Raw genomic sequence first — 17,816 nt, 5'->3', positions numbered from 1 at the left:
CTACGGCCCGTTCCCGCGGACGCGGTGGCGTGGTCGCTCAGAACAGGCTGGCGCCGCCACCGCCCGTGGTCTGCTGACGCGAACGCTTGCGCGGGGCGTCCGGATCCGGCTGCGGGCGTGGCGGCGGAGCTTCGCGCCAGCGCCGGGTGACGCGCTGGAAGAACAGGCTGTTGGGTACGCGCAGGTGCGACTCGTTGCCGTCCTCGTGGGTCTCGCGCAGGGTGACGGAAATCAGGTTCATGTCCATCACCTGGCCGCCCAGGCCGCGACCCTCGCTGCCATCGAGCAGCTCGATGTGGTCATAGAGGCGGAACGGGCGGGTGATCAGCAGCAGCAGTGCGCAGAAAATGTTGGACAGCACGCTCCAGGCGGCGAAGAAGGCCACCGCAGCCACGGCGGCAAAGCCGGTGAATGCGGTCCACAGCACCGTGCCCGACACGCCAAGGCGCTCGAGGATGATCAGCAGCGCGGCGGAGTAGATAAGGAAGGTGCTCAGCCTGCGCCCTCCCACCCGCACTTCCGGCGGCAGCTCCCAGCGGTCCGACAGGCGGTTGATCAGCCGCTGCGCGAACGTACGCAATACCCAGGCCACCACGATCACCAGTGCGATCTGCAGGGTGGGCAGTGCCACGCCCAGCCATTGATGGGTCCAGATCGGCAGGTAGTGCTTCATCGTGGGGCTCGCGGGCAGGTGGTGGCGGGCATTGCGGCCGACATTCTAGCCGCGGTCAGGCGCGGAGTCGGGCAGGTAGTTGTGGGCGGCGTCGAGCCAGACCGGGGATTCGGCATACAGCTCGCTCAGCAGTTCCTTGACCAGCAGGATGTAGCGCGAGTTGTCGTTGCGCCGATGGCTGAGGATGACCGGCGAGGTGGCGTCCTTCTCATCGATCAGGCGGTAGTGCAGGTCCGCGCGCTGACGGCTGGCGGCGTAGGGGATTACACACACGCCGGTTTCCGCGGCAACGAGACCGAGCGCGGTCTGCATTTCGCGTACCTCGTGCACGCTTGCCGGCAGCGCGCCGTGGTCGTTGAGCAGGGTCAGCACCTGGTCGGCAAAGGAGGGCCGGGGCTGGCTGGGATAGACGATGAGGTCCTGCCCGGAGAGGGCGCTGAGCGGCACCGGCGCGCTGCTGACCGCCAGGGGTGAGTCCGGCGACACGGCCAGTACCAGGCGCTCTTCGCGCAGCACGGTGCGCTCCACCGCCGGATCGTTGCTGCGCACCCTGCCGAAGCCCAGGTCGATGCGGCCGGCCTTGAGCGCCTCGATCTGCTGCACCGACATCAGCTCCAGCAGTTGGATATCCAGCTCCGGCGCGCGCTCGCGCAGCTTGCGCACCAGCGCCGGCACCCCGCCGTAAAGGGTGGAAGCCACGAAGCCGATCGACAGCACGCTGCGCTCCTGCTTGCCCACCCGGCGGGTGGCGGCCGTCATCTGCTCCACCCGGCCGAGGATCTGCAGGGCCTGCTCGTAGAACAGCCGCCCGGCAGCGGTCAGCTGCAGGGGACGGGTGCGCGAGATCAGGGTGACGCCAAGCTCCTGCTCCAGCAGCTGGATCTGCCGGCTCAGCGGCGGCTGGGCGATGTGCAGCTTTTCCGCGGCGCGGGTGAAATTGCGCGCGCGGGCTACCGCAATGAAGTACCGCAGCTGGCGAAGTTCCATTCTGGCACCCCTATTCAGACTTATACCTTCAGCGCATTGTTGCGGTGCAACAGTCGCATGGCAGCGCCGTATTTGCTCCAATCATACTCAAAAGGTATTGATCAATAGGTAGTTGGTGTTGGACTCCGGGCATTTGTGGGCGGATAAACAGGCCCATGAATGCTTCCACCTCCCCCGCTTCCAGAACCAGCCCGACCATCGATCGGGTCGAAGCCCTGCTGCTCGACCTGCCCACCATCCGCCCCCATCGCCTGTCGGTGGCCACCATGAACGGCCAGACCGTGATGCTGGTGCGGATCCACTGCTCCGATGGCGTGGTGGGCATCGGCGAAGGCACCACCATCGGCGGCCTGGCCTATGGCGGCGAAAGCCCCGAAGGCATGAAGCTGGCGGTCGATACCTACTTCGCCCCGCTGCTGCAGGGCGCTGATCCCACCCGGGTGCCGGCGCTGATGGCGCGCATCGACAGCGTGATCAAGGACAACCGCTTTGCCCGCAGCGCGGTGGAAACTGCATTGCTCGACGCGCAGGGCAAGCGCACGGGACTGCCTGTATCCGAGCTGCTGGGCGGGCGCCGCCGCGAGCGCCTGCCGGTCGCCTGGACCCTGGCTTCGGGCGATACCGCGCGCGACATCGACGAAGCCGAGCAGATGCTGGCCCAGCGCCGGCACAACGTGTTCAAGCTCAAGATCGGTGCCAGGCCGCTGGATGAGGACATTGCCCACGTGGCCGCGATCAAGCGCGCGCTGGGCGACCGCGGCGCGGTGCGGGTGGACGTGAACATGGCCTGGAGCGAGCTGCAGGCTGCGCGCGGCATGGCCGCGCTGGCCGATGCCGGCTGCGAACTGGTGGAGCAGCCCGTGGCCACCGCCGCGGCGCTGGCACGCCTGGTGCGCCGCTTCCCGGTGGCGCTGATGGCCGATGAATCCCTGCACGGACCGCGTTCGGCGTTCGAGCTGGCGAAGGTGGCCGCAGCCGACGTGTTCGCGATCAAGATCGAGCAGTCCGGCGGGCTGTACGGCGCCCAGCGCGTGGCGGCGATCGCCGATGCCGCGGGCATCGAGCTGTACGGCGGCACGATGCTCGAAGGCGCGGTGGGCACCGTGGCCTCGGCGCACGTGTTCGCCACGTTCAATGAACTGCAGTGGGGCACCGAGCTGTTCGGGCCGCTGCTGCTGACCGAGGAAATCCTCGCCGAGCCGCTGGATTACAGCGACTTCCAGCTGACGGTGCCGGATGGCCCCGGGCTGGGCATCACCCTGGACGAGGATCGCGTGCAGTTCTTCCGCCGCGACCGGGCCACGCACACGGTCAGCCTCGCCCAATCCAACCCCGCGACAACCAAGGGAGCCTGAAATCATGTTGTTTCAAGTACGGATGGACGTCGATATCCCGGCCGATCTGCCGGCCGATGTGGTTGATGAGATCAAGGCCCGCGAGAAGGAGTACTCGCACCAGCTGCAGCGCAGCGGCAAGTGGCGCCACATCTGGCGCGTGGTGGGCGAATACGCGAACTACAGCATCTTCGACGTGGACAGTAATGAAGAGCTGCACGAGCTGCTGACCGGCCTGCCACTGTTCCCCTATATGCACATCGAGGTGATTGCGCTGTGCCGACATCCATCGTCGATCCGCGATGACGACCGCTGAGATTCAGGAGGGAAAACCATGAACGTGAAAATCTTCAACAAGCCGGAAGTCCAGGACTTCCTCAAGGCCGTGGCCGGGCTGGACCAGGAAGGTGGCGATTCGCGCACCAAGCAGATTATCCATCGCCTGATGAGCGATCTGTTCCAGGCGATCGACGACCTCGATATCACCCCGGACGAGTACTGGACCGGGATTGCCTGGCTCAACGCGCTGGGCACCGCCGGCCAGGCCGGCCTGATCTCCCCGGGCCTGGGCGTGGACCACTTCCTCGACCTGCGCCTGGATGCCAAGGACGCTGTGCTGGGCGTGGAAAGCAAGACCCCGCGCACCATCGAAGGCCCGCTGTACGTGGCCGGCGCGCCGGTGGAGCAGGGCTTTGCGCGGCTGGATGATGGCAGCGACGAGAACGGCCATCCGCTGTTCATGGCCGGCACCGTGTATGGCGCCGATGGGCAGCCGGTTCCGGGCGCGCAGGTGGAGGTGTGGCACTGCGACACCCGCGGGTTCTATTCGCACTTCGATCCGACCGGCAAGCAGCAGCCGTTCAACATGCGCCGCACGATCATTGCCGATGACCAGGGGCGTTACAGCTACCGCAGCATCGTGCCCAGCGGCTACGGCGTGCCCCCGGGCAGCCCGACCGAGACGCTGCTCACCGCGCTTGGCCGCCACGGCCAACGCCCGGCGCACATCCACTTTTTCATCAGTGCCGACGGCCATCGCAAACTGACCACCCAGATCAACCTGGCCCACGACCCGCTGGTCCAGGACGACTTCGCCCACGCCACCCGCGACGGGCTGGTGTGCGAAGTCATCGAGCGCACCGACGAGGCCAGCATCAAGGCCAACAACATGGACGGTCCGTATGGCGAGATCGATTTCGATTTCCACCTGACGGCGCTGGTTGACGGCGTGGACAACCAGATCAACGAAGCGCGCGTGCGCGCAACCGCCTGAGGCGAACGCGGCCGGGCGGCAGCTGCGCTGCCCGGTCGCCACGCCTTGACCGAAGCCGTCCGTGGTGACTGGCAGGGCGTCACTTGAATCATCCAGGAGATTGTCAATGTCCGTTGTGACCGACCAGGCACGGAGCCTTGACCAGCTGCTTGCCACCGCCGTCCAGGACGATGCGCAGGCCGGCGTCTTCCGTTGCCGCCGGGATATCTTCACCAACCCCGATCTGTTCGAACTGGAGATGGAAGCCATCTTCGAGGGCAATTGGGTATACCTGGCCCACGAGAGCCAGATTCCTGAAAACAACGACTACTACACCACCCATATCGGCCGCCAGCCGATCATCGTGACCCGCGACAGGAACGGTGAGCTGCACGCGGTGATCAACGCCTGCGCGCACAAGGGCGCCCTGCTGTGCCGGCGCAAGCACGGCAACAAGGGCACGTTCACCTGCCCGTTCCACGGCTGGAGCTTTTCCAACAGCGGCAAGCTGCTGAAGGTCAAGGACGCCAAGACCACCCAGTACCCGGCCCAGTTCAACCAGGAAGGCTCGCACGACCTGCGCCGGGTGGCGCGGTTCCAGAACTACCGCGGCTTCCTGTTCGGCAGCCTGAATCCCGATGTGGCACCGCTGGAGGAATACCTGGGCGAAAGCCGGGTGATCATCGACCAGATCGTCGACCAGTCGCCGCACGGGCTGGAGGTGCTGCGCGGCAACTCCTCCTACATCTACGACGGCAACTGGAAGCTGCAGATGGAGAACGGCTGCGACGGCTACCACGTCAGCAGCGTGCACTGGAACTACGCCGCCACAATGAGCCGGCGCCACGAGGAAGGCACCAAGGCCGTGGACGCCAACAGCTGGAGCAAGAGCACGGCCGGTGTGTACGGGTTCGAGAACGGGCACATGCTGCTGTGGACCCGCACCATGAACCCGGAAGTGCGGCCGGTGTACAAGGTGCGCGACGAGATCACCGAGCGGGTGGGCGCGGACAAGGCGGACTTCATCGTCAACCAGACCCGCAACCTGTGCCTGTATCCGAACCTGTTCCTGATGGACCAGTTCTCCACCCAGATCCGGGTGGTGCGGCCGATCAGCGTGGACCAGACCGAAGTCACCATCTTCTGCTTTGCCCCCAAGGGCGAAAGCGCCGAGGACCGCGCCACGCGCATCCGCCAGTACGAGGATTTCTTCAACGTCTCGGGCATGGGCACCGCGGACGACCTGGAAGAGTTCCGCGCCTGCCAGGCCGGCTACGCTGCCGCAGCCTCCGCACCGTGGAACGACATGAGCCGCGGAGCGCCGCTGTGGATCCAGGGCGCGGACGAGAACGCGAAGGCCATGGGCATTGCCCCGCTGCTGTCGGGCGAGCGCAGTGAAGACGAAGGCCTGTTCGTATGCCAGCACGCGTACTGGGCGCAGGAGCTGCGCAAGGCACTGGAGCGCAGGCAGGGCGAGGTGGCGGCATGAGCTTTGATTACCAGGACGTCTGCGCCTTCCTGTACCGGGAGGCGCGCCTGCTGGACGATCGCCAGTGGGATGAATGGCTGGCGCTGTATGCCGAGGATGCGACCTATTGGATGCCCGCCTGGGACGACGACGACCAGCTGACGGAAGACCCGCAGTCGGAGATCTCGCTGATCTACTATCCCGACCGTTCGGGGCTGGAAGACCGCGTGTTCCGGATCAAGACCGAGCGCTCCAGCGCGTCCACGCCGGAGCCGCGCACCAGCCACGCCATCCACAACGTGGAGGTGCTGGAGACCCGCGGTGAGGAAGCGGACCTGCGCTACAACTTCCATACCCTCAGCCATCGCTACCGGGTCACCGACCAGTATTTCGGCACCGCCCTGGTCACCCTGCGCCGCTCCGGTGAAGACTTTCTGATCAGCAGCAAGAAGATCGTGCTGAAGAACGATTACATCCGCCAGGTGGTGGATATCTACCACCTGTAACGGTGCCCCCGGGAGAAAGGCAGATGAGCTACAGCGTTGCTTTGAATTTCGAAGATGGTGTCACCCGTTTCATCCAGTGCGGGGAAGGCGAGACGGTGCTTGATGCCGCCTACCGCAACCGGATCAACCTGCCGATGGACTGCTCGGATGGCGTGTGCGGCACCTGCAAGTGCCGCGCCGAGAGCGGCAGCTACGACCTGGGCGACGACTACATCGAGGATGCGCTGGCCGATGACGAGAAGGAATCCGGGCTGGTGCTGACCTGCCAGATGCAGCCCTCGTCCGACTGCGTGATTGCCGTGCCGGTGCCTTCCAGCGCCTGCAAGACCGGCCTGGTGACGTCAACGGCGACGGTGGCCGGGATCGAGCGGCACAACGACGCTGCGATCGTGCTGCAGCTGGACGTGGCCGGGGAGGCGGCGACCTTCCTGCCGGGCCAGTACGTCAACATCGAGGTGCCGGGCAGCGGCCAGAGCCGCTCCTACAGCTTCAGCTCGGTGCCGGGCGAGCAGCGTGTCAGCTTCCTGATCAAGTCCATCGACGGCGGTCTGATGGGGGCCTGGCTGCAGGGCGCCCAGCCGGGACAGTCGCTGCAGCTGACCGGCCCGCTGGGAAGCTTCTATCTGCGCGCGGTGGAGCGGCCGCTGCTGTTGCTGGCTGGCGGCACCGGCCTGGCGCCGTTCCTGTCGATGCTGGAAACGCTGGTGCGGGCTGGATCGACCCAGCCGGTGCACATGATCTACGGGGTGACCCGCGATGCCGACCTGGTGCTGGTCGACCGGCTCCAGGCCTATGCGGACCAGCTGCCCGCCTTCAGCTTCACCACCGTGGTGGCCGACGAGGCCAGCAACCATCCGCGCAAGGGCTGGGTGACCCAGCACATGCCGGCCGAAGTGCTGCATGGCGGCAACGTGGATGTGTACCTGTGCGGGCCCCCGCCAATGGTGGACGCGGTGCGCGGGCACTTTGGCGAGACCGGCGTGGAGCCCGCCAGCTTCCATTACGAGAAGTTCACCCCCAACGCGACCGTGCGGGCCGAGGCTGCATGAGCGGACAGCGCTTCAGCGGCAAGGTCATCGTGGTGACCGGTGCCGCCCAGGGCATTGGCCGCGATGTCGCCCTGCGCGCTGCGGCCGAGGGCGGCCAGGTGGTATTCGTGGACCGGGCGGACTTCGTGGATGAAGTGGCCGCCGGGGCCAGCGGACAAAGCGCCGCCTTCAACGCCGACCTGGAAACCTGGGCGGGTGCGGAGGCGGCGATGGACTTTGCAACCCGCACCTTCGGCGGCATCGATATCCTGATCAACAACGTGGGCGGTGCGATCCGCATGCGCCCGTTCGACCGGTTCGAGCCGGCCCAGATCGACGCCGAGATCAGGCGCTCGCTGATGCCCACGCTGTACTGCTGCCACGCGGTGCTCAAGCACCTGTTCGCCCGCGGCGGCGGCACCATCGTCAACGTGTCGTCCAACGCCACGCGCGGTATCCACCGGGTGCCGTATTCGGCGGCCAAGGGCGGGGTGAACGCGATCACCCAATCGCTGGCGATGGAGGTGGCCGAGCGCAACATCCGCGTCGTGGCCACGGCGCCCGGCGGCACCGATGTGGGCCCGCGCCGCGTGCCGCGCAATGCCGCAGGCGATACTGCGGAGGAACAGGCATGGATGGCCGGGACGGTGGAACAGGTCAAGTCATCCAGCTTCTTAAAACGCTATGCGGGCGTTGCCGAACAGGTGGCGCCGATCCTGTTCCTGGCCTCCGACGAGGCGTCCTACATTACCGGCAGCGTGCTGCCGGTGGCGGGTGGTGATCTGGGCTGATGCCCGGCCCGCGCTGACAGGAGAAACAAAGTCATGATCGACAAGACAACATGGACCCTGGCCTCGGCGGTGGCGGATATCGCCGACGGCGCCACGGTGATGATCGGCGGCTTCGGCACGGCCGGCATGCCCGATGAGCTGATCGATGCGCTCATCGACCACGGCGCCAGCGGCCTGACCATCATCAACAACAACGCCGGCAACGGCGATACCGGGCTGGCCGCACTGATCGCCAACAAGCGGGTGAAGAAGGTGGTGTGCTCGTTCCCGCGCCAGTCCGACTCATGGCATTTCGACAAAGCCTACGAGGCTGGGGAGATCGAGCTGGAGCTGGTGCCGCAGGGCAATCTGGCCGCGCGCATTCAGGCGGCCGGCGCCGGGCTGGGGGCGATCTTCACCCCCACCGGTTACGGCACCGAGCTGGCCGAAGGCAAGGAGACGCGCGAGATCGACGGGCGCCAGTACGTGCTCGAGTATCCGATCCGCGCCGATTTCGCCCTGATCAAGGCTCATCAGGGTGACCGCTGGGGCAACCTGGTGTACCGCAAGGCGGCGCGCAACTTCGGCCCGATCATGGCCACGGCTGCCGCCACCACCATTGCCCAGGTCAGCGAAGTGGTGGAGCTGGGCGCGCTTGATCCCGAACACATCGTCACCCCCGGCATTTTCGTGCAGCGGGTGGTGGCTACCGGAGGTGCAGCATGAGCCGCTTGAGCCGCGAACAGATGGCCGAACGGGTGGCCCGGGACATTCCCGAGGGCGCCTACGTGAACCTGGGCATCGGCCTGCCCACCAGCGTTGCCAACTACCTGCCTGCCGACAAGGAGGTGTTCCTGCAGAGCGAGAACGGCCTGCTCGGCATGGGCCCGGCGCCGGAGCCGGGGCAGGAGGATCCCGACCTGATCAACGCCGGCAAGCAGCCGGTGACCCTGCTGACGGGCGGTGCGTATTTCCACCACGCCGATTCGTTCGCGATGATGCGCGGCGGGCACCTGGACATCTGCGTGCTGGGTGCGTTCCAGGTCTCCCAGCATGGCGACCTGGCCAACTGGAGCACCGGCGCGCCGGGCGCGATCCCGGCGGTGGGTGGGGCGATGGACCTGGCGATCGGCGCCAAGCAGGTGTTCGTGCTGATGGACCTGCTGACCCGCAAGGGCGAGAGCAAGCTGGTGGCCGAATGCACCTATCCGCTGACCGGCCTGGGCTGCGTGTCGCGGGTGTATACCGATGTGGGCGTGTTCTCGGTTGGCCGTGAAGGCGCACGGATGATCGAGTTGGTGGATGGCGTCAGCCTGGACGAGGTGCGCCAGCTGACCGGGCTGGACCTGGAAATGGCGGTATGACCCAAGGGAGTGCAGGAACAATGAGCCAGGCTTTCATCTGCGATGCGGTGCGCACGCCGATCGGTCGCTACGGCGGCATCCTCTCGGCGGTGCGGGCCGACGACCTGGGCGCGCTGCCGCTCAGGGCGCTGCTGCAGCGCAATCCGGGGCTGGATCCGGAAGCGATCGAGGAAGTGTTCTACGGCTGCGCCAACCAGGCCGGCGAGGACAACCGCAACGTGGCCCGCATGAGCCTGCTGCTGGCCGGCCTGCCAGCCACGGTGCCGGGAGTGACGCTCAACCGGCTGTGCGCCTCCGGGCTGGAGGCAGTGGGCCAGGCGGCGCGTGCCATCCATGCCGGCGAGATGGCGCTGGCGATCGCCGGCGGCGTGGAGTCGATGACCCGCGCGCCATTGGTCGTCGGCAAGTCCGATCGCGCCTGGGGGCGGGGCCAGCAGCTTGAAGACACCACCATGGGCTGGCGCTTCGTGAACCCGGCCCTGGACGCGGCCCATGGCACCGAGTCGATGCCGCAGACCGGCGAGAACGTGGCCCGGGAGCACGGCATCAGCCGTGATGACCAGGACGCCTTCGCTCTGCGCAGCCAGCGGCGTACGGCCGCTGCGCGGGAGTCGGGCTTCCATGCCGAAGAGATCATTCCGGTGACCGTGCCGGGCGTGCGGCGCGGTGAAACCGTACAGGTGGACACCGACGAGCATCCGCGCCCGGACACCAATGCCGAGGCGCTGGCGAAGCTGAGGCCGCTGTTCGCCGACGGCACCGTGACCGCGGGCAACGCCTCGGGCATCAACGACGGCGCCGCGGCGCTGATCGTGGCCAGCGAGGAGGCAGTGAAGCGCTTCGGCCTGACCCCACGCGCGCGCATCCTCGGCATGGCCTCGGCCGGCGTGGAGCCGCGGGTGATGGGCATGGGCCCGGTGCCGGCGACGAAGAAGCTGATGGCGCGGCTGGGCCTTGGCATCGACGATTTCGACGCGATCGAACTCAATGAGGCGTTCGCCAGCCAGTCATTGGCCGTGCTGCGCGGCCTGGGCCTGGCCGATGACGCTCCGCAGGTGAATCCCAATGGCGGCGCGATCGCGCTCGGCCATCCGCTGGGCATGAGCGGCGCGCGGCTGGCGCTGACCCTGGTGCACCAGCTCGAGAAGACCGGCGGGCGCCTGGGCCTGGCCACGCTGTGCGTAGGCGTGGGCATGGGCGTGGCGCTGGCCGTCGAGCGGGTCTGAGGAGGACGCATGGCATTTCTTGACCTTCCCACCCACCGGTTGCACTACCGCGTGGATGGCGACACCGGCCCGTGGCTGCTGTTCTGCAATTCGCTGGGCACCGATCTGCACATGTGGGACGCGCAGGCCGAAGCACTGTCCGGGAGTTTCCGGGTGCTGCGCTATGACCGCCGCGGCCATGGCCAGTCCACTGCCGCGGAAGGGCCGTATTCGCTGGCCGACCTTGGCGGCGACGTGCTGGCGCTGATGGATGCGGTGGAGATCGAGCGGGCCAACTTCTGCGGGCTGTCGATCGGCGGGCTGGTCGGGCAGTGGCTCGGGATCCATGCGCCCGACCGGATCGAACGGCTGGCAGTGTGCGCTACCGCTTCGAAGATCGGCACCGCCGACGGTTGGAACCAGCGCATCGCCCTGGTGCGGGACAAGGGCCTGGCGCCGCTGCTTGATGCGACTGCCGATCGCTGGTTTACTCCCGCCTTCATCGCCGCCAACCCGGGCGTGGTGGAAGACATCCTGGCGCGCTTTGCCGCCGTCTCGGCCGAGGGTTACGCCGGCTGCTGCGCCGCGCTGGCCGGCGCCGACCTGCGTGCCGACATCGGCCGGATCACCGTGCCGGTGCTGGCGATCTCGGGCGATGACGACCCGGTATGCACCCCGGACGACCTGCAGGCGATCGCCGATGGTGTGGCGGACGGCAGGCACCTGTCGCTGCCGGGCAGGCATATCGTCAACATTGAATCGACTGACGCGTTCAGTTCTGTGCTCGCGGATTTCATGGCCTGACCGGACCAAGGACACTGCCCGCGATCGGCGCGGTCCGGCTATGCTGCCCGACTTTGACGCAACAGCCGATGGCAGTCGCATGAACCCAACAGAAGGCAATACCCTCAGCCGCGGGCTGAAAAACCGGCATATCCAGCTCATCGCCCTGGGCGGCGCCATCGGTACCGGGCTGTTCCTCGGCACGTCCACGGCGATCGGCCTGGCCGGTCCGTCGGTGCTGCTGGGCTACGCGGTGGCGGGCGTGATTGCGTTCCTGATCATGCGCCAGCTGGGCGAGATGGTGGTGGAAGAGCCGGTGGCCGGCTCGTTCAGCCACTTCGCCCACCGCTACTGGAGCGATTTCGCCGGTTTCCTCTCGGGCTGGAACTACTGGGCGCTGTACGTGCTGGTCAGCATGGCCGAGCTGACCGCGATCGGCATCTACGTGCAGTACTGGTGGCCGGAGATCCCGATCTGGGTCTCGGCGCTGGCGTTCTTCCTGCTGGTCAACGGCATCAACCTGCTGCACGTGCGCCTGTTCGGCGAGATGGAGTTCTGGCTGTCGATCGTGAAGGTGGCCGCGATCATTGCCATGATCGTGTTCGGATCCTGGCTGCTGGCCAGCGGCACCGGCGGGCCGCAGGCCTCGGTGGGCAACCTGTGGGAGCTGGGCGGATTCTTCCCCAACGGGGTGAGCGGGCTGCTGATGGCAATGGCGGTGATCATGTTCTCCTTCGGCGGGCTGGAGCTGGTGGGCATTACCGCCGCCGAGGCCGACGACCCGGGCAAGACCATCCCCAGGGCCACCAACCAGATCATCTACCGCATCCTGATCTTCTACATCGGCGCGCTGGGCGTGTTGCTGGCCCTGTATCCGTGGGACCAGGTGCAGGAAGGCGCGAGCCCCTTCGTGATGATCTTTGATTCGCTGGACAACGGCTGGGTAGCGACCGCGCTCAACGTGGTGGTGCTGACCGCGGCGCTGTCGGTCTACAACAGCTGCGTGTACTGCAACAGCCGCATGCTTTACGGGCTGGCGCTGCAGGGCAACGCGCCCAAATCGCTGGCCCGGGTGAACCGGCGCGGGGTGCCGGTGGCGGCGCTGGGCGTATCGGCTGCGGCCACCGCGCTGTGCGTGCTGCTCAACTTTTTCATGCCCGAGGGCGCCTTCGGCATGCTGATGCTGCTGGTGGTGGCGGCACTGGTAATCAACTGGGCGATGATCAGCATCACCCACCTGATGTTCCGCCGGCATATGCAACGCGAAGGCCGCAAGCCGGCGTTCGCCAGCCCCGGCGCGCCGTTCACCAACGTGCTGTGCCTGTTGTTCCTGGCCGGGATCCTGCTGGTGATGTGGTTCACCCCGGGCATCCGCACAGCGATCCTGCTGATCCCGGTGTGGCTGCTGGTGCTGGCCCTGATGTACTACTTCCGCAAGCGGATGGCGCCGGTGCCGGCGGCCTGACCGGTAGCTTCGACGGAGCGTGTGGTTACGTCTTCTCCGTTGACTGCCGGCTCAGGTCTTCGATTAGTCCCCGATCCAGGTCGATGCGGAAATGACGTGAAGGCGCTCCCTGCGCCAGCTTGGCCATGATCCGGATCAACGCACCGAAACGGGCGCGGAACAGGTCGCCAACGTTGTCCTCGTGGGCGTGTCCGGTCGGCGTTGCCGGGGGCGCCCGCCGCAGCGCTTCTGCAAGGATTCTGTAGTGCTCCAGACGCGCAGTCGGGATGTCGTCGAACGCCAGTTCGCCGGCATTGGCCAAGCGCACGAAGTCGATTGCCAGCTCCATGGCGCTCCAGCTTGCGAGCTCTTCAAGCTGCAGACCGTGGGCTTGCGTCAGGTCGGCGGCGCGAGCCCGGGCAGCAGCCAGGTCGGCGGCGAACGGACCGGTGCGCGTGATCTTGCCGTTCAGCAGGGCGCGGGGGTGGCAGGCAAAGAAAGCTGCTGACAGCCCGCCACTCCCCTCCACCTGTTCCAGCCCCGCCAACGTGACTCCCGTTCGCAGCTGGGAAAACACCAGCAGGTCCGCACCGGTCAACGGGCTGCGGACCATCTCGCGCATATCGCACGGCCAGTCGTCGTCGAGCAGACGGAGCCGGACCAACTCGCGCAGGTAGCGGCTGACGAAGTCGCCGTAGTCGGCGGCATCCAGGATCGATACGTCCCATTGCGCACCGCGTCCATGCTCGACGCGGTACAGCGGGAACAGTTCGTCGAAGCGTGGCACCTGGTCCAGGCGCACGGTTTCCACCTCCACCTGACTGTTGTCCTGCAAGGTCATGAGCGTATAGCCCGGCGCGTAAGCCGCGAGCGACGGGGCCTGGATGTTGAACAGCACGTTGCCGTCCCCAGAGTCATGCACGGCCACGTCGCCGATGTGCATGTGTCCGCCCACGTGCAGCCTGAGCCCGGTGCCCGCCAGTGCCCGGGTGGTGTCGTCGGCAGGCCGGCGCACGAGCTGCATGGCGCGCTCGCCCATCAAGGAAGCGATGTCATCGGAAGCGCCGTTGAAGAACTCGGCCATGGGGAAGTGGCTGAAAGCGATCACCTGCTTGCCCAGCGCTTCGCCCCGGGCGACCACATCGGCCAACCAGTCGATCACATGCGGCTTGTGCCGGAGCACGGCGTTGTAGCCCTGGTTGCCGGACCCCGTGAAATCGCCCGGACCAGAGCCGGTGGGGACGTAGACGGCAGCATCCAGTCCAACCAGCCAAAGGCCATCTACCGGCTCTACGAGGTAGGACGCATCGGGAACCGTCTGGCAGTCGCCAGGCGCGTTGACGCTGCTACAGATGCGGTGGATGCGCCGGCTCCAGTCGGCCTGTTCGAGAGCCGTGGAGTAGTCGTAACCCGCGTAGCTGTAATCGCTATAGGGCGTCTCGTAGTAACGGTCAGTGAGTTGGGGTGTGAAGCCGTATCCGGCCATGGCGGCGGTGATGCCGGCGTAGCCAAGCATGCGGATTTCGTCTGTGCACCAACTGTCGCCTACCCTGGCCCATTCGCCCGGCCAAGGGGTGGAGCAATCGTCATTGCCGCCGCGGCTGTATAGCCCCTGCGGCACCCCCGACTCCCCGGTCGGGTCGGTGCCCAGGAAATCGGGCTTGCCGCCTGCGTGGTCGAATGGCCGCACCGGATCGTGGTTGCCAGGGACGACGAAGAATCGCACCCCGTGCCGTCTCGAATACCCGTCCATGATCTGCGCCAGCTCGCGCAGGTGCACCGGCTGGCCATCATCAGAAAAGTCGCCCGGCAGGGCGATGAGCCGCACGCCCCTGGCGACGGCATCGTCGAGCGCGGCCAGGAAAGCGAAATAGTTCTCGTTGAACAGGCGTGTGGACGTGACCTGCGCCTGCATGGTGCGGATGGTCGCCTGTCGGCCGTTTATCGGGTTCCGTACACCGGGAAAGGAGCCGTCCGCGAAGGTGGCGTAAACGTCGTGGAAGTGCACGTCCGGCATGAAGGCGATCCGCACCGGCCCGGCGTCGTTGGCCACTGCTGCGGCTTCCCGTGCGTATGTATTACCGGCCCAGCCACCCAGCAGCAATGCCAGCGCCAGGACTGCTGGAGCAGACGCGCGCACGCTGGCCGTCGTCTGCTCCAGCAGCCGGGGACGGTCAGAAATCGACCCTGACACCGAGGCTGACGCGGCGGCCCGAGAGTTCGTACATCGTCGGGAATGACGGGTCCATGGTGTACCCGCTGGTTTCCTCATCGGTGATGTTGATGCCCTTCAGGCTCACCTTGATGTTGTCGGTGACCCGGTAACCGATCGAGATGTCGGTCTGGCCGTACGCGTCACGATAGATCGGGTACATGTTGTAGCCAAGGCTCTCCACGTACTCACCCTTGTGGTTGTACGAAACGCGTGCATCGAAGCGATCGTTGTCGTAGTACAGGGTGAAGTTGTATGCCTCGTCGGCCAGTCCCGGCATCGGGGTTTGAATGCCGAGGGAGGACTCACCAGCCAGGGAGCTGTCCAGCGAGGTGTAGTTGGCGTTGATGCCGAAACCTTCCAGCGAGCTGTGCAGGCTGCCCAGCGGCAGGTGGGCGATCAGCTCGAACCCGTCCACGTCGTAGGAGCCGTCCGCGTTGACCGGCTGGTAAACGTCGAAATCATAGTGCCCGTTGAGGGTGCCGTTGGCGTTGTATACGGCCACATCCGGGACCGCACCGGTCAGGGCGTTGATCACCACGCCGTCGATCTTCTTGCGGAAATAGCTGGCCGCCAGCAAGCCGCCGTTGTCGAAGTACTTTTCCAGGCCGACGTCCCACTGTTTGGCGAAGGTCGGTTCCAGGCCCGGGTTGCCGTCAGTGAAACGGAACGAGCTCCAGCTCGCGGTGCGTCGGTAGGCCAGGTCCGTCAGCGACGGGCGCATCATGGTTTCCGACGCGGCGGCACGCAGCAGCAGACCGTCGGCCAGCTCGGCGGTCAGGTTGAGGCTGGGCAGCAATTCCGAGTAGTCGCCGTCCATTGACACCGGGTCTTCGGTGAAGCCCGGTGTGCCGTCCGGGTTCTGGATCGGGTGGTAGCCGAATGAGGTCACGGAGGTATCCACGTAGCGCAGGCCACCGTTGATCGAGACCGGGACTCGCCCGATGTCGAAGGCCAGATCGGCCATGGCGTACAGCGCGGTCGCCTCCTCGTCCACGCGGTAGTACTCGCCCTCCTCGAACGGCGTATAGAAGCCCGGGTAGCGGAAGGTGTCCCGCGCGTAGTCGTTGCCGGCCTGCGACCATTCCAGGTCCCGGGCGCGGTAGCGGCCCCCGGGGACCAGGTCGGTCACCGGGGTCAGTACGCTGTCGCCCAGGGTGCGCACGTTGGCCCACGAGGAGTCGCCCGCAGCCGGGCCATGGATGTTGAGCTGGCCGCGGTTGCGTTCCTTGGACTTGTCCGTGTAACGGGCACCGAACTGCACCGCTTCCAGTGCTGGCAGGAACGCAACGTCCATGGCCTTGCGGAAGTTGACCTGTGCGGCGTACTTGTCGTCGTTGATTTCCTCGTAGGTGGTCTCGTAGGCCTCGAACAGGTAGCTGTCCGGGGCGTTGTACATGTCAATGGTGTTGGGGTCGGCGCTGGGAATGGTCTCGCCGCCGGTCGCGGTCCAACGGGTACGCGAAGGTGCGTAGGCCACGTGTTTCAGGTTGTGGTAATCGATTTTCTTTTCCGCGCCCGAATAGCCGAGCAGGGCGTCGACTGTCCAGGTGTCGCCCTTCCAGTCCAGTGCAGTGCTGAGCTGCTGGTATTCGTTTTCACCGGTGCGCAGTTTGCTCAGGAACTCGTGCTGTGTGGCGGTGTAGGACACGTCGCGCAGCACCACCATCCCGTACTGGGACAGCGTGTCGGCGTCGTACTCGTGGATCGTGTCCAGGGTGCTCCGGCTGGATGCGGAATAGGCCGCTGCGTCGTATTCGTCTTCGCGCGTGTCGTAACCACCAATCATGGCGTCGAAGGTGAGGCTGAAGTTGCGGCTCGGCTGGTACTGCACCGAGGCAGTCGCACCCCACTGCTCCTGATCGTTGAGGTAAACGCGGTCGCCGACCTTGTCCTGGAAAATGATCAGGTTGGTCTCGTCGCTGTTGGTGCGGTCGGCCACGGTCACGCCGGCATCGCGCGCCAGGACTTCCTGGGCCTGTTCGCCGCGGACGCCGGAGGCACCCAGGAAGCGCGACATCGGACGGAAGTTGACGCCGGAGTTGGCGTCGGTACGGTTGGTGCGGTCGGCTCGCGAAAACGAGACCAGCGCGCCCCAGTCGCCCCACGTGTCGCTGGCCAGGAACGAGAGCTTGGGATCGACTTCACCGGAGATCGAGTTGTGCGCACCTTCGGCCGACAGCGCCAGCTTGCGTCCGCTGTAGTCAAATGGACGGGCGGTGGAAATCTGTACAGAGCCGGCGATGCCGCCTTCCTCGTGAGCGGCCGTGGGCGACTTCTGCACCGTGACCTGCTGGATGATTTCCGAGGCGAAGATGTCAAACTCCACATCGCGTCCGCCGCTGCCCGAAGCGGTAGCCAGATCGTTGATCGCCACATGGGTGTATTCAGACGGCAGTCCGCGCACGTTGACCCGGGTGCCCAGTCCCTTGTTACGCTCAATAGTCACGCCGGGCATGCGCTGCAGCGCTTCGGCGAGGTTCTGCTCCGGAAAGTCGACCACGTCAGTGGCCACCATGGAGTCGGAAAAGCCGACGTTGTCGCGCTTCAGATCTACAGCCCGGTCCAGACTTCGGCTGTAGCTACCGGTCACCCGGACGGCGTCCAAATCCGTGGCCTGGGGGGCGATCGCGGAAGCGTCGTCCTGCGCCATCGCCGGCAGCGGCGCCACGGTGATGCCGGCGACCAGCAGGGCGTGGATGATCAGGCTCAACGGAGCAGGCTGCGGCGCAGGAAAGCGCCGCTGGGTGCGGTAGGTCATGTCGGTCTCGGGGGAGGGAGAAGGCAAAA

General features: G+C 66.2%; 16 protein-coding genes. 12 read left to right on the top strand and 4 right to left on the bottom strand.

The genetic code is table 11. From position 1 onward, the window contains the following. Positions 1 to 37: 37 nt before the first annotated feature. Together ACW7G3_RS04360 and ACW7G3_RS04355 are read right to left on the bottom strand one after the other, a co-directional pair. Positions 38 to 673: a mechanosensitive ion channel domain-containing protein gene (locus ACW7G3_RS04360; protein ID WP_456981309.1), complete on the bottom strand. Its 636-nt coding sequence runs from the start codon at positions 671 to 673 to the stop codon at positions 38 to 40. 45 nt (positions 674 to 718) lie between these two features. Next, a complete protein-coding gene (locus ACW7G3_RS04355; RefSeq protein WP_456981308.1) occupies positions 719 to 1,660 on the bottom strand; it encodes a LysR family transcriptional regulator in 942 nt (313 codons plus the stop codon). Positions 1,661 to 1,815: 155 nt separating this feature from the next. Between ACW7G3_RS04355 and ACW7G3_RS04350 the strand changes: the two genes are divergently transcribed. From ACW7G3_RS04350 to ACW7G3_RS04295, 12 genes are all read left to right on the top strand, one after another. Continuing rightward, the gene (locus ACW7G3_RS04350; protein WP_456981306.1) at positions 1,816 to 3,015 is read left to right on the top strand and encodes a muconate/chloromuconate family cycloisomerase; all 1,200 of its coding nucleotides are present in this window, start codon (positions 1,816 to 1,818) and stop codon (positions 3,013 to 3,015) included. A 4-nt stretch (positions 3,016 to 3,019) separates the two neighbouring features. Then, positions 3,020 to 3,310: a muconolactone Delta-isomerase gene (gene catC / locus ACW7G3_RS04345; RefSeq protein ID WP_456975635.1), complete on the top strand. Its 291-nt coding sequence runs from the start codon at positions 3,020 to 3,022 to the stop codon at positions 3,308 to 3,310. A gap of 18 nt (positions 3,311 to 3,328) precedes the next feature. Beyond that, entirely contained in the window at positions 3,329 to 4,267 is a 939-nt protein-coding gene (catA, locus tag ACW7G3_RS04340; protein ID WP_456981304.1) for a catechol 1,2-dioxygenase, read from the top strand. 106 nt (positions 4,268 to 4,373) lie between these two features. Then, entirely contained in the window at positions 4,374 to 5,735 is a 1,362-nt protein-coding gene (locus ACW7G3_RS04335; RefSeq protein ID WP_456975639.1) for a Rieske 2Fe-2S domain-containing protein, read from the top strand. Next, complete coding sequence (benB, locus tag ACW7G3_RS04330; RefSeq protein WP_456981303.1) at positions 5,732 to 6,220, top strand: benzoate 1,2-dioxygenase small subunit; 489 nt, start codon at positions 5,732 to 5,734, stop codon at positions 6,218 to 6,220. Before ACW7G3_RS04335 ends, benB begins: the two co-directional genes overlap by 4 nt. Positions 6,221 to 6,243: 23 nt before the next feature. Then, positions 6,244 to 7,269: a benzoate 1,2-dioxygenase electron transfer component BenC gene (gene benC, locus ACW7G3_RS04325; protein ID WP_456981301.1), complete on the top strand. Its 1,026-nt coding sequence runs from the start codon at positions 6,244 to 6,246 to the stop codon at positions 7,267 to 7,269. Further along, on the top strand, positions 7,266 to 8,039 hold the full coding sequence (gene benD, locus ACW7G3_RS04320; RefSeq protein ID WP_456981300.1) for a benzoate diol dehydrogenase BenD: 774 nt from the start codon (positions 7,266 to 7,268) through the stop codon (positions 8,037 to 8,039). The genes benC and benD overlap by 4 nt, the downstream gene beginning before the upstream one ends. A 33-nt stretch (positions 8,040 to 8,072) precedes the next feature. Then, complete coding sequence (locus ACW7G3_RS04315; RefSeq protein WP_456981298.1) at positions 8,073 to 8,744, top strand: 3-oxoacid CoA-transferase subunit A; 672 nt, start codon at positions 8,073 to 8,075, stop codon at positions 8,742 to 8,744. Continuing rightward, positions 8,741 to 9,382, top strand: coding sequence for a 3-oxoacid CoA-transferase subunit B (locus ACW7G3_RS04310; RefSeq protein ID WP_456981297.1), 642 nt, complete (start codon positions 8,741 to 8,743; stop codon positions 9,380 to 9,382). Before ACW7G3_RS04315 ends, ACW7G3_RS04310 begins: the two co-directional genes overlap by 4 nt. Before the next feature lie 20 nt (positions 9,383 to 9,402). Next, on the top strand, positions 9,403 to 10,608 hold the full coding sequence (gene pcaF, locus ACW7G3_RS04305) for a 3-oxoadipyl-CoA thiolase (RefSeq protein ID WP_456981296.1): 1,206 nt from the start codon (positions 9,403 to 9,405) through the stop codon (positions 10,606 to 10,608). Positions 10,609 to 10,617: 9 nt separating this feature from the next. Then, on the top strand, positions 10,618 to 11,391 hold the full coding sequence (gene pcaD / locus ACW7G3_RS04300; protein WP_456981294.1) for a 3-oxoadipate enol-lactonase: 774 nt from the start codon (positions 10,618 to 10,620) through the stop codon (positions 11,389 to 11,391). 79 nt (positions 11,392 to 11,470) lie between these two features. Continuing rightward, a complete protein-coding gene (locus tag ACW7G3_RS04295; protein ID WP_456981293.1) occupies positions 11,471 to 12,835 on the top strand; it encodes an amino acid permease in 1,365 nt (454 codons plus the stop codon). Between the two features lie 25 nt (positions 12,836 to 12,860). Here the strand turns inward: ACW7G3_RS04295 and ACW7G3_RS04290 are convergent, their stop codons facing one another. Beyond that, positions 12,861 to 15,008, bottom strand: a complete 2,148-nt coding sequence (locus ACW7G3_RS04290) for a metallophosphoesterase (RefSeq protein WP_456981292.1) — start codon at positions 15,006 to 15,008, stop codon at positions 12,861 to 12,863. Continuing rightward, positions 14,989 to 17,787 carry a TonB-dependent receptor gene (locus ACW7G3_RS04285; RefSeq protein WP_456981291.1) on the bottom strand — a complete coding sequence of 933 codons (2,799 nt, stop codon included), beginning with the start codon at positions 17,785 to 17,787 and terminating at the stop codon, positions 14,989 to 14,991. Before ACW7G3_RS04285 ends, ACW7G3_RS04290 begins: the two co-directional genes overlap by 20 nt. Positions 17,788 to 17,816: the final 29 nt, after the last annotated feature.

The organism is Luteimonas sp. A478, from assembly GCF_054052025.1.
This window is presented reverse-complemented; position numbering and strand designations above follow the sequence as displayed.